We start from the raw sequence: 18,271 nt of genomic DNA on the forward strand, positions 1-18,271 counted from the left end.
CCTGGGTGGCACTTTTATTCTATTGTGTATTTATAGACCTCTGATTTCTTAAGGCCTCTCTCCTTTGCAACCTTTTTATTGCATCCTTTTTGCTCATTCCTTCATCTATGTATCTTTGTATGTGTTCACTAATATCTATTTCACTAAATTCCTGCCTCTTTTCTTCTTCAATTTCCTCTTTACTTTTACCTTCTAACACTAATACATATTCTCCCTTTGGCTCTTTTTGTTTATAAATCTCTATTGCTTCAGATAAGTTGCATCTTTGTATCTCTTCGTACCTTTTTGTAAGCTCTCTACATATTGATATTTTTCTGTCTCCAAAATATTCGTAGAGGTCAGCTAAGGTTTTTACAAGCCTATGGGGTGCTTCATAGAAAATTATTGTTCGTGTTTCATTCTTTAATGCCTCAAGTCTTTCTTTTCTTTGTTTACCTTCTCTTTCTAAAAACCTTCAAATACAAACCTTCTTGTCGAAAGACCTGAAACAACAAGAGCATATAAAAAGGCAGAAGCACCTGGAACGTGTACTATGTCTATGTGGTTTTCAATAGCAAGTTTAACCAAATCCTCACCGGGGTCTGAAATACCAGGTGTTCCAGCATCCGTTACAAGTGCTACACTTTCACCCTCCATTAACCTATTTATTATTTTAGGTCCCATTTCATATTTGTTATGTTCGTGATAACTCACAAGGGATTTTTAATCTCAAAGTGATTTAACAGCTTTAAGGTTTGTCTTGTATCCTCAGCCGCTATAAAATCAACTTCCTTTAGCGTATTTATTGCTCTGAATGTTATATCATCTAAATTGCCTATTGGCGTTGAAACTAAATAAAGTGTCCCAGCCATATCTAACACCTTCCGTAAATCTTTAAAATTTCTTGTGTGTATGTTCCATCCTCATTGTATACATAAAGTGGTTCTTCTATCTTTAAAAATCTCCTCCACATTTAACAGCTTCGATTAAAACCATATTTGGAGCTTTATTAACCTTAGGATGAACAAACCTAATCCTTTTTGGAGTAAATTTATTGCTGTTTAGGGCAAGAATTATATCCTTTAACCTCTCCGGTCTGTGTATCATATAAAAACGTCCTCCACCCTTTAAAAGTCTTGAGGCTGAAAAACAAAGTTCATCTATATTTATTAAAATTTCGTGCCTTGATATTGCCTTTGTATCAGACATATTTAATATGCCAGATTGTCCTTTTTTATAAGGTGGATTTGAAACAACAACATCGTATTGGTTAATTCCAATATGATTATAGCAGTCCTTTATATCTCCTTCAAATATAGTAATTCTATCACTTAATCCATTTAGCTCAATACTTCTTCTTGCCATATCTGCAACATCCTTTTGTATTTCTACTCCAACAACCTCTTTTGGTTCGTATTTTCCATAAATAAGAAGAGGTATTATACCTGTTCCCGTTCCTAAATCAACTACCCTATCCTTTTTTCTAACTACTGCATAGGAAGATAAAAGAACTGCATCAATTCCAAAACAAAAATAGCTTGGGTTTTGTATTATCTTAAGTCCCTTTAACTCTAAATCATCCAATCTTTCGCCGTTTTTTAGCATATGTCCTCCTTCTATTTTAGTGCGTCAATATAATTTCTTAAATCCCTCTTTTCCATAAATCCTACGTGTATAGTTTCAATATTGAACTCTTTATCTATTATAACAGTTGTAGGAATTCCTGTCACACGGTATAATCCTGCTACTTCAGCCTTTTCATCTAAAAGAGGCTTTATATTATAGTTTCTCTCGTTTAAAAACTTTTCAACAGTTTTTTTATCTTCTCCTATGTTTACAAATATAAAAGCTACATTACTATCATTCTTATATTCATCCACCAATTGAATAAACCCTGGAAATTCAGCCTTACAAGGAGGACACCAAGTTGCAAAAAGTTTAGTATGATTATTTTCCCCTTATAGTTTGACAGCTTTATCTCTTCACCATCTATATTCTTTAATGTAAAATCTATAGCATTATCCTTTGCCACAACATTTTCCCCATTTTGATTTGTATCTGCTGTATTTTTTGAGACTTAGAATTTATAGAACATCCAGATAAAAATAATATGCTCATAACAAGAACAACCGAAATTATTTTCTTCATATCAATAACCTCCTAAAAGATTTGTTAAAATATATAGTTTACCTGTAAAGAGCAAAATACCAGTTAATATTAATATTACCCCAGCAAGTATTTTAATTATATTTGATTTTTGCATTATGAATTTTGAAAAAGTTTTAGATTTGTTTATAAACATTGAAAAAATCAAAAATGGTATCAAAAGCCCCATTGAATATACTAATAAATAATAGGCTCCAATTAAACTTGACTTTCTGCTGGCTGCCAGCATCAAAACACTCGATAATATTGGGCTGATACAAGGTGTCCATCCCAATGCTAAACTTACTCCAAGTAAGAAGGAAGATACAATACTGCCCTTTTTAATTTCAAAATCCATTTTAACTTCTCTATTTAAAATATCTATATTAATTATACCTAAGTAAAAAGTCCCATAAAAATTATAAACACACCTAAAATTTTGTTTAAAAGCTGCCTGTTTATTAATAAAAATCTTCCTATACTTCCTGACAATGCACCAAGACCAGTAAACATTAGGGTAAACCCCATCATAAAGACTATAGTATTAACAATAGTATTTTTCTTATTTGCCGCCTCACCTGTTATATATCCTAAATAGATAGGTATTAAAGGTAAAAACAGGGAGAAAGAAAGGATAAAACTCCTTGCGTAAATACCAATATTGTTGATAGTTTTTCCATAAAACACCTCCTACATAAACTCTATATACCCTTGTAATGTATACTTATATATTATCATATTTATATTTTTAAATCTATAGTACTTTTATTATAAATACTCCATCTATACATATTAAGAATTACAGATGTTTTAAAATATACCTCAAAGAATTTTGTTAGATATGTTAAGGCTTTATTAATTTTTCTCTTTAGAGTTTTAAAAATCAATAGTTCGCCAAACAGTCCTTAAGGATGAGGTTGTAGAAGAGTAAACTCCACCTATCATATTTATCTTACTAAAATTCTTCTCAAATAAGAAAGGACAGGCATTCTTCTAATCGAATACCCGCCCCTATTCACAAAAACCTATAAATATAAAAAGGCCCTATAGGCCTTTTTACTATGTAGATTATTCTTGAACTGGAGCTCCTACTGGGCAAACATTAGCACAGTTTCCGCAGTCAATGCAAGCATCTGCGTCAATAACGTAGATTGAATCTCCTTGGCTTATGCAGTTAACTGGGCATTCTGATGCACAAGCTCCACAGTTTACACAAGCGTCAGTAATCTTGTATGCCATAAGTTTCACCTCCTGAAAACTTCTAAAGTTATTTTACCACGTTTTTTTAATCTGAAAAGTATTACTTAGGCAAATTATAGCCATTATTCCTCTAAAAGGCTGTTAATATCTACATCAGATTCCTCTAATTCTTCAATTTCAGACTTGATTTCATCCTCGGATATTTCTCTATGTTCATATTCTCCTTCAATAAGTTCAACATTATGTACAGAATATGTTTTAATTTCAATATCCTCTGGAGTTTTTAGTTTAACCTTCACACTTTCTCTTACTATGCTGTTTTCTATAACTTCCCCTTCTCCATCAGGAGTTTTTACTATCGAACCAACAACAGGAGTTATTTTTCTAATACCTTCATAGGTCTCCTGCTCATAGTTTAGACAACACATTAGTCTTCCACACACTCCAGATATTTTTGAGGGATTTAAAGAGAGATTTTGTTCCTTTGCCATTTTAATTGAAACTGGTTCAAACTCCCCTAAAAAGGTTGCACAGCACATAGGACGTCCACAAGGGCCAAGGCCTCCCACCATCTTTGATTCATCTCTTACACCTATCTGTCTAAGTTCTATTCTTGTTCTAAATATTGCCGCTAAATCCTTTACAAGTTCTCTAAAGTCTATTCTTCCATCTGCAACAAAGTAGAATATAACCTTGTTGTTGTCAAAGGTATATTCTACATCTATTAACTTCATTGGAAGTCCGTGTTCCTGTATCTTCTTTAGGCATATTTGAAAAGCGTCCTCTTCCTTTGCTTTATTTTGAAGATTTTTTAATTTATCCTCCTCTGTTGCAACTCTAATTACCTTCTTTAAAGGTGCGACTATTTCATCCTCTGTTACATCCTTTTTGCCAATTACAACCTCTCCAAATTCTATTCCTCTTGCTGTTTCAACAATTGCATAATCACCTTTATTTATATCAAGTCCATCTGGGTCAAAGTAATAAATCTTACCTGCCCTTTTAAATCTTATGCCAACTACAGTAACCATATTAAACCTCCTGTAAATCTAAAAGTAGCACCGTTATAGCCATTTGAAAATTAGCATTTTTATCTATGTTTCCCTTAGCATTTAAAAACAGTTCAAGAAATTTATTTAGTCTGTTGAAGGAAAACACACTGCTTAAGTCTCTTATAACATCTATTTTATCTATATTTAAGCAGTATTCTTCTCTTAGTGTATCTTTAAATACAGATATATCCCTAAGCAAAGTTATTATTGTGTCAAATACTACATCTATATTTGCTTTATTCTCTGTAAAAAATCCTCAATCTTTAAAAAATCTAAGCTATTGAATTGAGCCATCCTTGAAAACACATTGATTGTTTCATCCCTTAAAATTTGATATCTGGTATCAAGCATCTTAAGAGCATTTCCTATTATTCCATCACTTAAATTAGCATAGAGCTCCGCCTTACTTTCTTCTATATTTATGCCCATTAAATATTCCTTAACCTTATTGGTCTTTATTCTATTTAATTTATATATTTGACATCTTGATTTTATAGTGTCGAGTATTAAATTAATGTTTTCTGCCAACATAATAATTGTTGTATCAAGGGGAGGTTCCTCTAAAGTTTTTAAAAAGGCATTTTGTCCCTGAAGGGTTATTGAATCTGCCCCCTTAATTATTACAACCTTTTATCTCCCTCATAGGGCTTTGTATTTATTTTTTCATTAAGATTTCTAATATCATCTACTCCTATGCTGTTCTTAGGTGAAATCTCTATTACATCTGGATGAGTTTTATTTTTTACCCTTGTACAATTTAAACACACACCACAAGGCTTTTTTCACCTATGCACAAAATATATGATGCCATAAATCTTGCAAATATGCTTTTGCCCACACCATCAGGACCTGTTATTATAAATGAATGGGCAAGTCTGCCTTTATCTGCTGTTTTTAAAAAAGCTCTATTTGAGCATCCTGCCCCACAACATTTATCATACAATCACTCCATTATATCCTTTCAAATCTTTCAATATCTAAAACAAAAACTGTCGCCCCTCCTATTGTAACTTCCACAGGAGTTGGTACAAATACACCTGTTGAGCTCGCAATAGGCGATGGCATAGAAACTGCTCCTTTTCTTGTCTTACAAACATCCTGTATTATAGATAATACACTATCTACCTTTTCCTTTTCAACTCCAATAAGCAATGTTGTATTTCCTGCCTTTAAAAATCCTCCTGTTGTTGCAAGCTTAGTTACCTTATACCCATTGTCTGTCAATTCCTCTATAAGTTCAAATGAGTCCTCATCGTGGACAATAGCAATTACAAGTTTCATTATTATTCCTCCTTTAATAAATTCTCAACTATCCCTATTATTTTATTATGTATAAAGTCAATGTCTAAAGTAGCATCGATTTCATATATATTTTTTCTTTTATCCTTTAGTCTATTATACCCCTCATATACCTTTTTGTGAAACTCTATTTTTTCCATTTCTAACCTATCAAGCTTACCTGAGTTTTTCTTTCTTTTTATTCCCTCCTCAGGAGTTAACATAAGTAAAAACACTGCATCAGGAACTAATCCTCTTGTGGCTATATTGTTTATTGCTTCTATTTTATCCTCACCTATTCCACGTGCATAGCCTTGATAAACTATTGATGACTCAACAAATCTATCACATATAACTACCTTTCCCTTTGAATGTTTGGAAGTATAATCTCCTTTACAAGCTGTGCCCTTGAGGCCGAATATAAAAGTGCTTCACATATATCATCCATCTCTTTATTTTCTACATCAAGTATTACATTTCTAATCTTCTCTCCAATTGAGTACCCCTGGTTCTCTTGTTAAAACCACATCATATCCTTTTGAAATTAAATATTCCTTAAGAAGATTGATTTGTGTTGTTTTACCTGCTCCATCTGGCCCTTCAAATGTTAAAAATATTCCCTTCAAAAACATCACTCCTTAATTACATAAATATACTCTGCATCTTTATCACTTATTCCGTTAAAGGTTATTTTTCCTCTGTTTTGTTCTACAAAGTCCATAATATCATCTGTTATTTCCTCACCAGGCATAAGAATCGGAACACCTGGAGGATATGGAACAAGCATCTCTGCACTAATTCGTCCTCCTGCATCCTTTAAAGGAATTCTCTCCTTTTACTGTAATAAGCCTTCCTCATATTCATTCGAACTTTATAATCTGTTTTTAGATAAGATGAAGTTTTATTTTGACCTTGAATATATTTATTTTTAATATCTATTAATGCAGTATATAGATATTCATAATAATCCTCACAATCAAACATACTCCCTATTAAAACTATATTATTATCATCTGACATTTCGACTTGAATTTTATATTTTTTCTTAATATATCATTTAGATTATGCCCACCTATGTTAGATGAGATAACTACTCGTGTTGGGTCTATATCACTTATTTTATATTTTCCTATTCTGTCAATTCCTAATGTCCTATAACCTATTAAGTTAAGTCTATTTCTTAATCTATTTGCATTAGATATAGTCTTCTCAATGAGCTCTCTACCATTTGTATTCATTATACCTATTGCTGCATCTATGGAGGACATTAAAAGGTATGATGGACTTGTAGTTTGAAATATACTTAGCATAAACTTTATACCATCAACATTATCTAAGTTTACATTCAAGATTGAACATTGTGTCAGTGCTGGAGTTGTTTTATGGAGGCTGTATACTACAGCATCAGCACCAAGCTCAATTGCATCCTTTGGTAAATAACTTGAACATTTAAAATGTGCCCCGTGGGCAGAATCTATAAGAACATAAATGTTTCTCTTTTTGCCTCCTTTATAACTTTTTCTAAATCAAAGCACGTTCCATAGTAGGTTGGATATGTAAGAACCAATGCCTTTGCATCTTTATTTTTTCCATTACATCTATTACTTTCCAACATCTAATGATACGGGTATATCAAATTCTTCATCTATAACAGGATTTACATAAACAATTTCTAAATCCCCAAGCATACAGGCAGAATACACTGACCTGTGGCAATTTCTTTGAACTATTATTTTTTCCTTTGGATTTAAAAGTCCTAAAATCATACTGTATATTCCTGCTGTTGAACCATTAACAAGAAAAAAGCTGTATTTTGCTCCATAAAATAAAGAAGCTCTTTTTGTGCATCCTTTATTATTCCAGTTGGTACGTGAAGATTGTCAGTTCCTTCAACTTCAGTTACATCTATTGAAAACAGGTTTTCCCTTAGTCTTTCAAGCTCGTTAAACTTTAAAGTGTGTCCTTTATGCCCAGGCATATGAAATCTAATATCAACTTCATCTTTATATTTGAGCAATTCATCTATTAAAGACAATCTAATTCCTCCTTTAAGTTATTATATATATTAGGTTCTATAATAAATGTTGGGGCGTAGACCCAGCATATTTTTTACAAAAAATATGTGCACCTGATTAGACACCTGGTAAAATTAAAATAACCAAACAAAAACCTTACCTGAAAGGAGGCATCCATCAAGTGCACACTAATAATTCTATCAAAAATTTATTAGGTTTTAAAGATGTTATTATAAAAAGATTATTCATAATGACACGTACATTGAGATATACTTAGAAACTAAGAAAAAATTTGTACTTGCCCTAATTGTAATTCCAAAGTTACAAGAGTTCACGATTATAGAATTCAGCGTATTAAAGACATACCCTTATTCTTTAAACATACTTTTATCATTCTTAAAAAACGTAGATATCGTTGTAATGCCTGCGGCAAAAATTTTATGAACATATAGAATTTTTACCTCGTTATCATAGAATAACTAATAGATTAGCTATGTTTGTAATTTATGAATTATCTAATGAATATAGTATGACATCAGTTGCTAGAAAAACTAATCTATCTATCGATACTATAAAACGTATTTTTGATAATGTATCTTACTCTTCTCCTACTAATTTACCTAAAATAATATCTATAGATGAATTTAAAGGTAACTCTGGTGGTTCTAAATATCATTGTGCAATAGTCGATCCTGTTAATCATAAAATACTAGACATTATTAAAGATAGAAAAGAGCATATTCTTATAGATTATTTTAGAAAAATTAAAAATCGCGATAGCGTTACACACTTTATTTGTGATATGTGGCAACCCTATATTGATTTAGCTAAAACTTATTTCAAAAATGCTGTAATTGTTATAGATAAATTTCACTATATTAGACAAGTCATATGGGCAGTAGAAGCGGTAAGAAAACGTATCCAAAGAGAACTATCAATTAAATTAAGAAAATACTTTAAAAGAAGTAAAAAGCTTATTTTAAAAAGATATGGCTTACTTGATACAGATTCAAAGTTAGCTTTACAAGTTATGTTTTCTTATAATAGTGAATTAGCAATTGCCCACACTTTAAAGGAAAAGTTATTGAGTATTATTGATGCTTCACCTTCTTCTAACGAAGCTCGTGTCCTCTTAAAAGATTGGATTAAACTTGCACAAAATAGTGGTATCAATGAATTGAAAAGATGTGCAAATACCTATATCAGATATTTTAATGAGATTTGTAATTCTTTTGATATTCCTTATACAAATGCTTGTATAGAAGGATTTAATAATAAAATCAAAGTTATTAAAAGAATAGCCTTCGGCTATAGAAATTTTGATAGATTCAGGAATAGAATTCTTCATTGTTGTAATAAATAATCTGTTAAATATTGTATTTTAGGAAATCCAACTATCGTTGGTCTTTTTGTCGTGCAATTTTTTAAGGGTAAACTCCCCTCATCCTATCTATCTTGCTAAAATCATTATCAAATAAGAAAGGACAGGCATTCTAATCTAATGCCCGCCCCAACTATTGACAAAGAGCCATATATTATAACAAAAATATAAAAATATAATAAAGCTATACTGTTACATAATTTATTAACAAATGTCAAAAAATAATATAAAAAGTTTGAGGAGTGGTATTATGAGTAAAACTGTAATCCGTGAACTTGTCACTGGTTATGTAGAAAATCTAAAAGAAAGGGTATGTTATATTGTTAATGAATTATATAAATGCAGTAACAGCTCAAATTGTGAAAGTATGGCCTATAAAGAACTTATAAATCTTTTAAGGGATGAAGGATTTAATATTACTGAAATACCCGACATCAAAAACGCATTTATTGCAAAGTATGGAGACTCTTCTCCAAATATTGGATATGTATGTGAATATGATGCTGTAGATGGTCAAGGATATATAAATGGTCATAATATACAATGTGCTATGAATGCACTTGGTGCTATTGGGTTAAAAGAGCCATAGGTGAAATAGGTGGAAGCTGTACAGTATTTGGATGTCCCTCTGAGGAAAAGGAGCCAACTAAAATAAAAATGCTTCAAAATAATCTATTTGCTGATGTGGATGCTGTACTGTGTGCCCATCCCTATACTAAGACATTAGAGAGTGGTTCTTCTTTATCAATGCTTATTACTGGTTTACAGTTTAAAGGTTTTTCCTCCTCTGCCCTTGTAAATTTTAATAAAGGCATAAATCCAGTTACTCCAGCTGCAATTACAATTGCCAATATAGAGATACTTAAATCTAAATATAAAGAACATATATACATAAACTATACCTTAACAGATTGTGTTGACGATATATGCTGCATAGCAGAAAAAAGTTGCGTTAAAATTTTAGTAAAATCGGATCAAGACAGACTTATCGACTTCATACAGGATGACATAATTGATATTGCTAAGCTTTACTCAAAATTATATAAATGCGACTTTGAAAGTAATACAATAGCAAGATATGTACCCTTTAAAACACATCAGGAACTATCAAAGTTATTTTGCCACAACCTAAAGGAAAAGGGTATTGTAGATGTACACGGGCCTATGATTATGGATCAAAGTTTAGATATGGCAAACTTAAGCTATAAAATCCCCTGTATACATCCTTATATAGGCATAACCGAGGATAATATAGATTTTTATACAAAAGAATTTGCAGATGCAACTATTAAGGATTTTGCAATAGAACAGATGATAAAGGCTGCAAGTGCTCTATCACTTACCGGAATAGATATAATTGAAAATGTAAAATAATAAGCCACTAACTTGCTAGTGGCTTTTTCTTCATTATACTGTTAATTTTATTTGGTTCTATAATAAATGTTGGGGCGTAGACCCAGCATATTTTTTACAAAAAATATGTGCACCTGATTAGACACCTGGTAAAATTAAAATAACCAAACAAAAACCTTACCTGAAAGGAGGCATCCATCAAGTGCACACTAATAATTCTATCAAAAATTTATTAGGTTTTAAAGATGTTATTATAAAAAGATTATTCATAATGACACGTACATTGAGATATACTTAGAAACTAAGAAAAAAATTTGTACTTGCCCTAATTGTAATTCCAAAGTTACAAGAGTTCACGATTATAGAATTCAGCGTATTAAAGACATACCCTTATTCTTTAAACATACTTTTATCATTCTTAAAAAACGTAGATATCGTTGTAATGCCTGCGGCAAAAATTTTATGAACATATAGAATTTTTACCTCGTTATCATAGAATAACTAATAGATTAGCTATGTTTGTAATTTATGAATTATCTAATGAATATAGTATGACATCAGTTGCTAGAAAAACTAATCTATCTATCGATACTATAAAACGTATTTTTGATAATGTATCTTACTCTTCTCCTACTAATTTACCTAAAATAATATCTATAGATGAATTTAAAGGTAACTCTGGTGGTTCTAAATATCATTGTGCAATAGTCGATCCTGTTAATCATAAAATACTAGACATTATTAAAGATAGAAAAGAGCATATTCTTATAGATTATTTTAGAAAAATTAAAAATCGCGATAGCGTTACACACTTTATTTGTGATATGTGGCAACCCTATATTGATTTAGCTAAAACTTATTTCAAAAATGCTGTAATTGTTATAGATAAATTTCACTATATTAGACAAGTCATATGGGCAGTAGAAGCGGTAAGAAAACGTATCCAAAGAGAACTATCAATTAAATTAAGAAAATACTTTAAAAGAAGTAAAAAGCTTATTTTAAAAAGATATGGCTTACTTGATACAGATTCAAAGTTAGCTTTACAAGTTATGTTTTCTTATAATAGTGAATTAGCAATTGCCCACACTTTAAAGGAAAAGTTATTGAGTATTATTGATGCTTCACCTTCTTCTAACGAAGCTCGTGTCCTCTTAAAAGATTGGATTAAACTTGCACAAAATAGTGGTATCAATGAATTGAAAAGATGTGCAAATACCTATATCAGATATTTTAATGAGATTTGTAATTCTTTTGATATTCCTTATACAAATGCTTGTATAGAAGGATTTAATAATAAAATCAAAGTTATTAAAAGAATAGCCTTCGGCTATAGAAATTTTGATAGATTCAGGAATAGAATTCTTCATTGTTGTAATAAATAATCTGTTAAATATTGTATTTTAGGAAATCCAACTATCGTTGGTCTTTTTGTCGTGCAATTTTTTAAGGGTAAACTCCCCTCATCCTATCTATCTTGCTAAAATCATTATCAAATAAGAAAGGACAGGCATTCTAATCTAATGCCCGCCCCAACTATTGACAAAGAGCCTTTTATTTATAAAATTTGTGCTTGGCTCAAAACAAAAACTATAAACCTTATTATCAAGTTTATATATTACTCTATAAAGATTATGTTTTTTGTTGAGACACAATATTGTTTATATTCAATATCATCACATATCTTATCTACTACCTTCTCAACCTTCATTATACTCTTTATATCAATACTTAACTCAACTTTTCTCTTATTACCATCAAATCTTTCTATTATTAGTTCATCATCTATTATTTGATATCTGTAACGTCTATTGCATTTTTTCCATATTTTAAATTGGAGAACCATAAGAAGTATAACTAAAAGATAAACAACATAATGAAAATCACTTAAGTATTTTTTAAGTCAGTAAGAACTACTACAAAATTAAGTACACATAAAAAGTAATTAGGCCAAGTATAAACTTTGCAAACCTCTTTTGTTTGTACTCAACTATTTCTCTGTATAAATACCCCATAAATATCTCCTTCTCTTTTAGTTTAACAAAGAGATTATATGATATAAACATAAATAATGCTACATCCAAAAGAGGCTAAAAAATCAAGCATAGTTTTAAAAATGCTATTAATACAAACTGTTAAGCTTAATTATAGTTATAGATAGTTTATCTCAGTTTTATTTGGTTTTTCTTAATATAATATATGTTTATTATTTAACAATACTTTATAATAAATCGATATTTCCATAGAATATACAATTTAATATGTATTTCATTTCATCAAAATTAATCTTTATAGGGTTTACCCTGGTTGAGCCCTTTAAAGAGTTTTCCGTAAGTTCATCTATATTTTGCATAAATTCTTTTTCGTCTATTCCTAATTCCTTAAAGGATAAAGGTATATTTAGATTCTTATTTAGTTCTACTACAGCTTTTATAAAATCTGTCTTTCCAATCTGAACTTTAAGATAATTTAGTCTTTCCTTTACCTCCTCATCTCTTGAATTATATTTTAATACATAGGGTAAACATACTGCATTTAATAACCCGTGGGATAAATTATACCTCCCACCTACTGCGTGGGAAATACCGTGGGCCATCCCAAGCCCTACATTAGAAAAAGCACATCCAGCCATACATTGATATTTATGTACTTTATCACGGGCTTTTTATCTCCATTATAGGATAGTACAAGAAACTTAAATATACCCTTAACAGCCCCTCTGCCAAAACTTCAGTAAACTCATCTATATTTTTGTTTATATAGCATTCTACAGCGTGAGTTAATGCATCCATTCCTGTTTCAGCAACAACTTCCTTTGGCATTGAATAAGTTAAAGTAGAATCAAGTATTGAGTAGTCAGGAATAAAGGCATCAGATTTTAGACCTATCTTTATATTTTTTTCTTTATAGGTTATAACCGAAGCCCTTGTAACCTCCGTTCCTGTTCCTGAAGTAGATGGAATGGCTATAAACTTTGTCTTGAATCTTACCTGTGGCAAAGATATTCCTTCTACTTTATCTATATCTAAATCATACTCGTAAAATAATGCCATAGACTTTGCTGCGTCTATAGGAGAACCTCCCCTATACCAATTACAGCATCGGGGTTAAATTTTTTCATTTCTTCTATTCCCATTTTAACAACATCTGTTGTAGGGTTTTTAGTAACTCCTTTAAATACATACACCTCTATACCTTTTTCCTGTAATATATTTATTAACTTATCCAAAGTCCCATTTTCAACCATTGACCTTCCACCAGTTACAACAAAAACCCTTTTCATATCTATATTCTTTACATATTCAATAGAATTTTCTCCAATTACAATACTTTTTCCGTGAAACTTAAGCTCCTTCACTCTATCACCCCATATACCTTTTTATATATAGCCTTGAGCATAACTCAAAGACCTTGATTTTACTAGCCCGATAGGGCCAAATTTTTTATCACTCAAATTTATGTCATAGGATTTCCTCTCTTTTGTCGAATTATACTATATAACCACACATAATACAAAAACAATAAGGAGGAAATCTCTATGTACCAACGTCAAGAAATATTTAATATAATTGAACTTTTTACTTCTCAAAAACTTATCAATTTTTATACTAAAATCTTTGATAGTCTTGATTTATCTATATTACCCGATAGGATTCCTTCTAAATATGGTCCTAATGGCTATTCTCGCCATGCTCTTTTAGAGCCTTTATTGTTATGAAATGTGAGAAGTTCGGCAAAATTACTGACCTAAAAGATTTTCTAGAAAATAATCTAATCATTGCTCAGCTTTGTGGTTTTAATATTCTTAAGCCTTTGCCTTCATACTCAGTTTTTCAGAGATTTATTAAAAATTTATCTAACTCTTATCTTAAGGAAATCATGAAAAATCAAGTTAATATTCTTAAAGAACTAGGATTTATTGACAACAACTTTATATCAGTTGATGCAACGCCTGTTAAAGCTAACACTAAATTTAATAATCCTAAATGCTTCGCAAATAACAAGTTTTCTAAAAATAACCCGCCTTCTTCTGATAAAGATTGTAAATTAGGTGTTCATACTGCTAATAACTCTATGAATGTTCAAGTTTCAGAAGATAAACCTAATAATTCAAAGAAAAAATATGAATTCTACTGGGGATACAAAAATCATGTTATTTGTGATGCTATCTCTGGTCTTCCCATTGCTGAATTTACTACAACCGCTGATGTCAATGAAATTTCTAACTTTACAGAAATCCTATCTGATACAAATGAGTGGTTCCCACTCAAAGGTAGTTATATTATTGCTGATAAAGGCTATGATTCAAAGCAAAATCATGACTTTATTCGTAATACCCTTAAAGGTCATGCTTTCATTGCATTAAATAAACGTGGAAGAAAGCCTAAAGACTTAACATCCACAGGTAATGTAATATGCGATGCTGGATTAGCAATGCATAAAGATGGCAAACAATATTTTGATTCCTATATTAAACAAAAGTTTTGCTGTCCTTTTAGAACTTCTAAAGATGATTCTTTATGTCCATGTAACCACGAAAAATTCTTTAACGGTAAGAAAAACAGAGGTTGTGTAAAATACATAAGTATTGGCACTGATTATAGATCTTCCATAAATCGTGATTCTATATTTTTCAAGAAAATATACAGTCTTAGAACTGAATCTGAAAGATACAATTCTAGATGGAAGAATCTAAATACTGAGCAAGCTTATGTTAAAAATATTAACTCTGTTGCTAATCTAAATACAATCGGACATATTTGTCTTTTAACTATTGCAATTGCTGCTATAAAATCTGGCTGTGTTGATAAATACAAATCCCTATCGGGATTAAAAGGACAGCTTAAACTAAGTTATATCAAAATTTTTAAGCATCAATTTCACCAAGGGGATAGTCTACCCTTTTTTGTTTCTTTCATTTCAATTTAAATTCCATTTTTGATAGTTAAGCTACGCTTAATAAAAATTGTAATAATTTAACTTTTGTTGTTTTATTTTTTATTTAATTATGCTCATATCTATTTTTATATATTATACCACAAACAAGTAAACACAAGGTGAAAACCACCTTGTGTTTACTTACTTTATTTCAAATTCCATAGGCTTCTCTATTCCCTTTAACACGTGTGTAATCTTGATTTTTAATCTCTTTGTTTCCAGAGACAGTTTATTTTTCTTTATAACTATACTCTCAATATATTCTCCATTTTGTTCATAATATCTCCACAAGCAATCATCAAAATCATATCTTCTACCGTTCTGATCGTAAATTTCACCATAAGTAAATCCTCCAGCTATGTTATACTTTTGCATATTTCTTACTATTTGTTCATCCGTTATAACAAATTGAATATCAATACCATATTTTCCTTCATCATCTCCAAGCACATTGCCATATTTTATCTCTTTCAAAATTATTCCATAACCAGAACTATCTAATATCTTATGGTTTTCTAAATCTACAACAATATATTCATCCTTGTTTGGTTTGTAGTATATTCCATCAAATTTTAGCTTTAAACTTTTAGACTTTGTAAAATAAGGACTTTCAAATTTATATACATATTTAAAAGATTTAGTACCTTCTACCCATCCGTAACATTTATAAATCTCTCCATCTTCTGTTTGTATTTGTGGATTTATTAAATCAAAACTTGTATATTTGTCATTATTAAAAGAAACACCTATTTCACAAGTAGTCGGCGTAATTTCTACTTTCCCTAAACTTACTTCTATATCGCCAACTAAAACTTTCTTATCAATAGAATACTTCTTAACTGGCATCTCAGAAAACTTAGGTATATCAATTCTTACCTTCCAATTTCCATCTATCTTGACTGACTTATCATTTTCAAATAGTTCTATATTATTTGCATATAGATAGATCTTTTCAGGAATTTTGTTAGGCTCTAAAATTTCAACATCTATAGTTCCTGTAAATATATTGTTTGTTTTATTTATTTTTGGACTATGCATTACATTATAAAGACCTTCTATTTTGTTTCCTTCTTCATCGAAGAATACAAAATTTTCTATAAATGCAAATTGGTATGGTTTTTGTGTCTCTATCGAATAGAGTATTGCAAATCTTTTATTGTGTCCTGCAATATTATTTACTACTAATTTAACTCCCTTATCTTCAGAAAAAGTACTAACATCTTTAACATATCCTTCTTTTGCTGACTTTTCTAAACCTTTATCATATTTTAGGATTTCTACAATATTTCGTAATATAGGAACCTTCATCATAGTCTCTGCTGATACTGTAAAATTATTGACAATTATTATTAACACAGCTATAAATATTGCTGCAGATGTAGCCATATTTTTAATAAAACTTATTCTCTTATTTTTTCGTGCTCTTTTTATAGATTTTTCTATAACAATATTAAGCTCATCTGGAATCTCTATTTTTTCAAAATTATATTCTTTTTATCCATATTCTACTCCTCCCTTAATTGAAATCTTAAAAACTCTAAAGCCTTATGCAAATTATTTTTTACACTGCTATCTGACATTTCTAATATTTCTGATATTTCCTTTATTGTATAGTTATAGAAGTATTTCAATATAATAATGCTTTTTGAACACCATTTAATAAATTTATTCCATCATATAAATCAATATATTCTTTATCTTGAGTCTCAAAATTACCTACATCAGTATCCCAATATAAATTATTTTTATGTTTTAAAAAATCAATTGCACAATTTATCAGTATTCTTGTTATCCAAGTTTTAAAATATTCCTTTTTCTTCAACTTTTTATAGTTTAAATAAGCTTTGTATACTGTTTCATCAACAATTTCCAGTGCATCCTGCTGATTCTTAACATACAAAAATGCCATTTTATACAGATACTCTTTGTATGTTGTTATATTTTCTATAAACTCTTTTTCTGATGTTGTCAATTAATCCACCCCCAACTCAATTTACCTTTTCATCTATTAGACTTATAAATATAAAAATTGTTTTTGTAATAAGAAAATTTTTATCAATAAAGTACTTTTTATTTTACCGTATTATATTTAGTAAGCATATATAATTTTTTGTAAAATAAAAAGAGGGTTTAAAAACCCTCTTAAATTAGCTTTGCTAACATACTTCCAAGAAGTACTCCTAATACCCCTACTACACCTGGTAATGTTGGTGGTGCTGGTAGTGGTAGGTTTAGCTTTTTAAATAGAGCACCTAATATCATTCCTGCTACTGTTGCTAATAGTATTGTTATCATTTTCTTTCCCTCCTTTAATTATTTTGATAACTTATCAATTATAACTGAACCAAGCCACACACCAAAGATACCCATAAAAGCATCAATAGTAGGTGGTGCTGGTACAGGTAGGGAAAGCTTTTGGAATATAAATCCAACGATAACTCCTGTAAGTAGTGATAATACTACAAGCTTTGCCTCCTTCAATGCTCCTTTCTCCTTTCAATCATAAACCCTCCGCCCACCCTAGCTATTTTATTTTATATAAATTATTCTCAAAAATCAATAGAAAAATGTGCTATACTATTTTAAATTTTAGAAATTTTTATGGTATTATTTGTATATTTATTGTTTTATTATTACAAATTTTTTGCTAAATATATTAGAAGACAAAAACAAAAGGCCACCTGTTGGTAGCCTTTTATGGTGCGGGCGGAGGGACTTGAACCCCCACGCACTGGGCACTAGATCCTAAGTCTAGCGCGTCTGCCAATTCCGCCACGCCCGCTCGTTATATAATTTATTATACAATATATTAATATAAAATGCAATAATAAATTTTGGCGACCCAGAAGGGGCTCGAACCCTCGACCTCCGGCGTGACAGGCCGGCACTCTAACCAACTGAGCTACTGGGCCATTAGTTCTTTCAAAACT

The 18,271-nt window shown here is 30.4% G+C and carries 25 protein-coding genes, 2 tRNA genes and 7 pseudogenes; 8 read left to right on the forward strand and 26 right to left on the reverse strand.

Annotation, left to right across the window (positions count from 1 at the left end; genetic code table 11):
- Positions 1-14: 14 nt before the first annotated feature.
- The 16 genes and pseudogenes from rsmI to PL321_RS21080 all read right to left on the reverse strand — a co-directional run bounded on the left by rsmI (position 15) and on the right by PL321_RS21080 (position 7,632).
- A pseudogene (rsmI, locus tag PL321_RS06025) lies at positions 15-851 on the reverse strand (16S rRNA (cytidine(1402)-2'-O)-methyltransferase).
- 2 nt (positions 852-853) lie between these two features.
- Positions 854-1,584, reverse strand: a pseudogene (locus PL321_RS06030) (tRNA1(Val) (adenine(37)-N6)-methyltransferase).
- Positions 1,585-1,595: 11 nt separating this feature from the next.
- Positions 1,596-2,011 (reverse strand): annotated as a pseudogene (locus PL321_RS19705) (TlpA family protein disulfide reductase).
- Positions 1,990-2,127, reverse strand: a complete 138-nt coding sequence (locus PL321_RS06045) for a hypothetical protein (protein ID WP_273963861.1) — start codon at positions 2,125-2,127, stop codon at positions 1,990-1,992. Before PL321_RS06045 ends, PL321_RS19705 begins: the two are co-directional and overlap by 22 nt.
- 1 nt (position 2,128) lies before the next feature.
- Positions 2,129-2,482, reverse strand: coding sequence for a cytochrome c biogenesis protein CcdA (locus PL321_RS06050; RefSeq protein WP_337960973.1), 354 nt, complete (start codon positions 2,480-2,482; stop codon positions 2,129-2,131).
- 38 nt (positions 2,483-2,520) lie between these two features.
- On the reverse strand, positions 2,521-2,811 hold the full coding sequence (locus tag PL321_RS06055; protein WP_273963862.1) for a cytochrome c biogenesis CcdA family protein: 291 nt from the start codon (positions 2,809-2,811) through the stop codon (positions 2,521-2,523).
- A 381-nt stretch (positions 2,812-3,192) separates the two neighbouring features.
- Entirely contained in the window at positions 3,193-3,363 is a 171-nt protein-coding gene (locus tag PL321_RS06060; RefSeq protein WP_018660104.1) for a DUF362 domain-containing protein, read from the reverse strand.
- Positions 3,364-3,446: 83 nt separating this feature from the next.
- Positions 3,447-4,355, reverse strand: a complete 909-nt coding sequence (locus PL321_RS06065; RefSeq protein ID WP_273963864.1) for a PSP1 domain-containing protein — start codon at positions 4,353-4,355, stop codon at positions 3,447-3,449.
- Between the two features lies 1 nt (position 4,356).
- The gene (locus tag PL321_RS06070) at positions 4,357-4,575 is read right to left on the reverse strand and encodes a DNA polymerase III subunit delta' C-terminal domain-containing protein (protein WP_273963865.1); all 219 of its coding nucleotides are present in this window, start codon (positions 4,573-4,575) and stop codon (positions 4,357-4,359) included.
- Positions 4,576-4,601: 26 nt separating this feature from the next.
- A pseudogene (locus PL321_RS06075) lies at positions 4,602-5,143 on the reverse strand (DNA polymerase III subunit).
- Complete coding sequence (locus PL321_RS06080) at positions 5,134-5,319, reverse strand: hypothetical protein (RefSeq protein WP_273963866.1); 186 nt, start codon at positions 5,317-5,319, stop codon at positions 5,134-5,136. Before PL321_RS06080 ends, PL321_RS06075 begins: the two are co-directional and overlap by 10 nt.
- A gap of 8 nt (positions 5,320-5,327) precedes the next feature.
- Entirely contained in the window at positions 5,328-5,657 is a 330-nt protein-coding gene (locus PL321_RS06085) for a cyclic-di-AMP receptor (RefSeq protein WP_273963867.1), read from the reverse strand.
- Positions 5,658-5,659: 2 nt separating this feature from the next.
- Positions 5,660-6,286 (reverse strand): annotated as a pseudogene (gene tmk, locus PL321_RS06090) (dTMP kinase).
- A complete protein-coding gene (locus PL321_RS06095) occupies positions 6,286-6,441 on the reverse strand; it encodes a hypothetical protein (protein WP_273963868.1) in 156 nt (51 codons plus the stop codon). The pseudogene tmk and the gene PL321_RS06095 overlap by 1 nt, the downstream one beginning before the upstream one ends.
- Positions 6,442-6,470: 29 nt before the next feature.
- Positions 6,471-6,638 (reverse strand): hypothetical protein, encoded by a 168-nt coding sequence (locus tag PL321_RS06100; protein WP_273963869.1) that lies wholly within the window; start codon positions 6,636-6,638, stop codon positions 6,471-6,473.
- A 14-nt stretch (positions 6,639-6,652) separates the two neighbouring features.
- Positions 6,653-7,632 (reverse strand): annotated as a pseudogene (locus tag PL321_RS21080) (hypothetical protein).
- A 327-nt stretch (positions 7,633-7,959) separates the two neighbouring features.
- Here PL321_RS21080 and PL321_RS21085 point away from each other — a divergent pair.
- The 6 genes from PL321_RS21085 (at position 7,960) to PL321_RS06150 (ending at position 11,788) form a co-directional block, all read left to right on the forward strand.
- Positions 7,960-8,121, forward strand: coding sequence for a transposase family protein (locus PL321_RS21085; protein ID WP_443110716.1), 162 nt, complete (start codon positions 7,960-7,962; stop codon positions 8,119-8,121).
- Positions 8,094-9,032: an ISL3 family transposase gene (locus PL321_RS06130; protein WP_337961026.1), complete on the forward strand. Its 939-nt coding sequence runs from the start codon at positions 8,094-8,096 to the stop codon at positions 9,030-9,032. The genes PL321_RS21085 and PL321_RS06130 overlap by 28 nt, the downstream gene beginning before the upstream one ends.
- A 268-nt stretch (positions 9,033-9,300) precedes the next feature.
- The gene (locus tag PL321_RS06135; RefSeq protein WP_273963871.1) at positions 9,301-9,639 is read left to right on the forward strand and encodes a hypothetical protein; all 339 of its coding nucleotides are present in this window, start codon (positions 9,301-9,303) and stop codon (positions 9,637-9,639) included.
- The gene (locus PL321_RS06140) at positions 9,594-10,424 is read left to right on the forward strand and encodes a hypothetical protein (RefSeq protein ID WP_273963872.1); all 831 of its coding nucleotides are present in this window, start codon (positions 9,594-9,596) and stop codon (positions 10,422-10,424) included. Before PL321_RS06135 ends, PL321_RS06140 begins: the two co-directional genes overlap by 46 nt.
- Positions 10,425-10,715: 291 nt before the next feature.
- Positions 10,716-10,877, forward strand: coding sequence for a transposase family protein (locus PL321_RS21090; protein ID WP_443110716.1), 162 nt, complete (start codon positions 10,716-10,718; stop codon positions 10,875-10,877).
- On the forward strand, positions 10,850-11,788 hold the full coding sequence (locus PL321_RS06150; protein WP_337961026.1) for an ISL3 family transposase: 939 nt from the start codon (positions 10,850-10,852) through the stop codon (positions 11,786-11,788). The genes PL321_RS21090 and PL321_RS06150 overlap by 28 nt, the downstream gene beginning before the upstream one ends.
- Before the next feature lie 233 nt (positions 11,789-12,021).
- Here the strand turns inward: PL321_RS06150 and PL321_RS06155 are convergent, their stop codons facing one another.
- From PL321_RS06155 to PL321_RS06165, 3 genes and pseudogenes are all read right to left on the reverse strand, one after another.
- On the reverse strand, positions 12,022-12,249 hold the full coding sequence (locus PL321_RS06155) for a hypothetical protein (RefSeq protein ID WP_273963873.1): 228 nt from the start codon (positions 12,247-12,249) through the stop codon (positions 12,022-12,024).
- A gap of 375 nt (positions 12,250-12,624) precedes the next feature.
- Complete coding sequence (locus PL321_RS06160) at positions 12,625-13,035, reverse strand: iron-containing alcohol dehydrogenase (RefSeq protein WP_273963874.1); 411 nt, start codon at positions 13,033-13,035, stop codon at positions 12,625-12,627.
- A gap of 22 nt (positions 13,036-13,057) precedes the next feature.
- Positions 13,058-13,686, reverse strand: a pseudogene (locus PL321_RS06165) (iron-containing alcohol dehydrogenase).
- A 255-nt stretch (positions 13,687-13,941) separates the two neighbouring features.
- Here PL321_RS06165 and PL321_RS06170 point away from each other — a divergent pair.
- On the forward strand, positions 13,942-14,121 hold the full coding sequence (locus PL321_RS06170) for a hypothetical protein (RefSeq protein WP_273962636.1): 180 nt from the start codon (positions 13,942-13,944) through the stop codon (positions 14,119-14,121).
- Positions 14,118-15,332 (forward strand): transposase, encoded by a 1,215-nt coding sequence (locus PL321_RS06175; RefSeq protein ID WP_273962637.1) that lies wholly within the window; start codon positions 14,118-14,120, stop codon positions 15,330-15,332. Before PL321_RS06170 ends, PL321_RS06175 begins: the two co-directional genes overlap by 4 nt.
- 150 nt (positions 15,333-15,482) lie before the next feature.
- Here the strand turns inward: PL321_RS06175 and PL321_RS06180 are convergent, their stop codons facing one another.
- The 7 genes from PL321_RS06180 to PL321_RS06205 all read right to left on the reverse strand — a co-directional run bounded on the left by PL321_RS06180 (position 15,483) and on the right by PL321_RS06205 (position 18,253).
- Entirely contained in the window at positions 15,483-16,727 is a 1,245-nt protein-coding gene (locus PL321_RS06180; protein ID WP_273963875.1) for a DUF4179 domain-containing protein, read from the reverse strand.
- Positions 16,728-16,846: 119 nt separating this feature from the next.
- Entirely contained in the window at positions 16,847-16,972 is a 126-nt protein-coding gene (locus PL321_RS21095) for an RNA polymerase sigma factor (RefSeq protein WP_443110695.1), read from the reverse strand.
- The gene (locus PL321_RS06185) at positions 16,969-17,313 is read right to left on the reverse strand and encodes a sigma factor (protein ID WP_273963877.1); all 345 of its coding nucleotides are present in this window, start codon (positions 17,311-17,313) and stop codon (positions 16,969-16,971) included. The genes PL321_RS21095 and PL321_RS06185 overlap by 4 nt, the downstream gene beginning before the upstream one ends.
- 170 nt (positions 17,314-17,483) lie before the next feature.
- The gene (locus PL321_RS06190) at positions 17,484-17,636 is read right to left on the reverse strand and encodes a XapX domain-containing protein (protein WP_273963879.1); all 153 of its coding nucleotides are present in this window, start codon (positions 17,634-17,636) and stop codon (positions 17,484-17,486) included.
- Between the two features lie 18 nt (positions 17,637-17,654).
- Positions 17,655-17,822 (reverse strand): XapX domain-containing protein, encoded by a 168-nt coding sequence (locus tag PL321_RS06195; RefSeq protein WP_273963880.1) that lies wholly within the window; start codon positions 17,820-17,822, stop codon positions 17,655-17,657.
- 217 nt (positions 17,823-18,039) lie between these two features.
- Positions 18,040-18,123: transfer RNA gene (locus PL321_RS06200), tRNA-Leu, on the reverse strand.
- Between the two features lie 53 nt (positions 18,124-18,176).
- Positions 18,177-18,253 (reverse strand) — tRNA-Asp (locus PL321_RS06205).
- Between the last annotated feature and the right edge of the window lie 18 nt (positions 18,254-18,271).

Origin of the sequence: Caloramator sp. mosi_1, assembly GCF_028622835.1 — a bacterium.
In the GTDB taxonomy this organism is placed as follows: Bacteria; Bacillota; Clostridia; order Clostridiales; family Caloramatoraceae; genus Thermobrachium.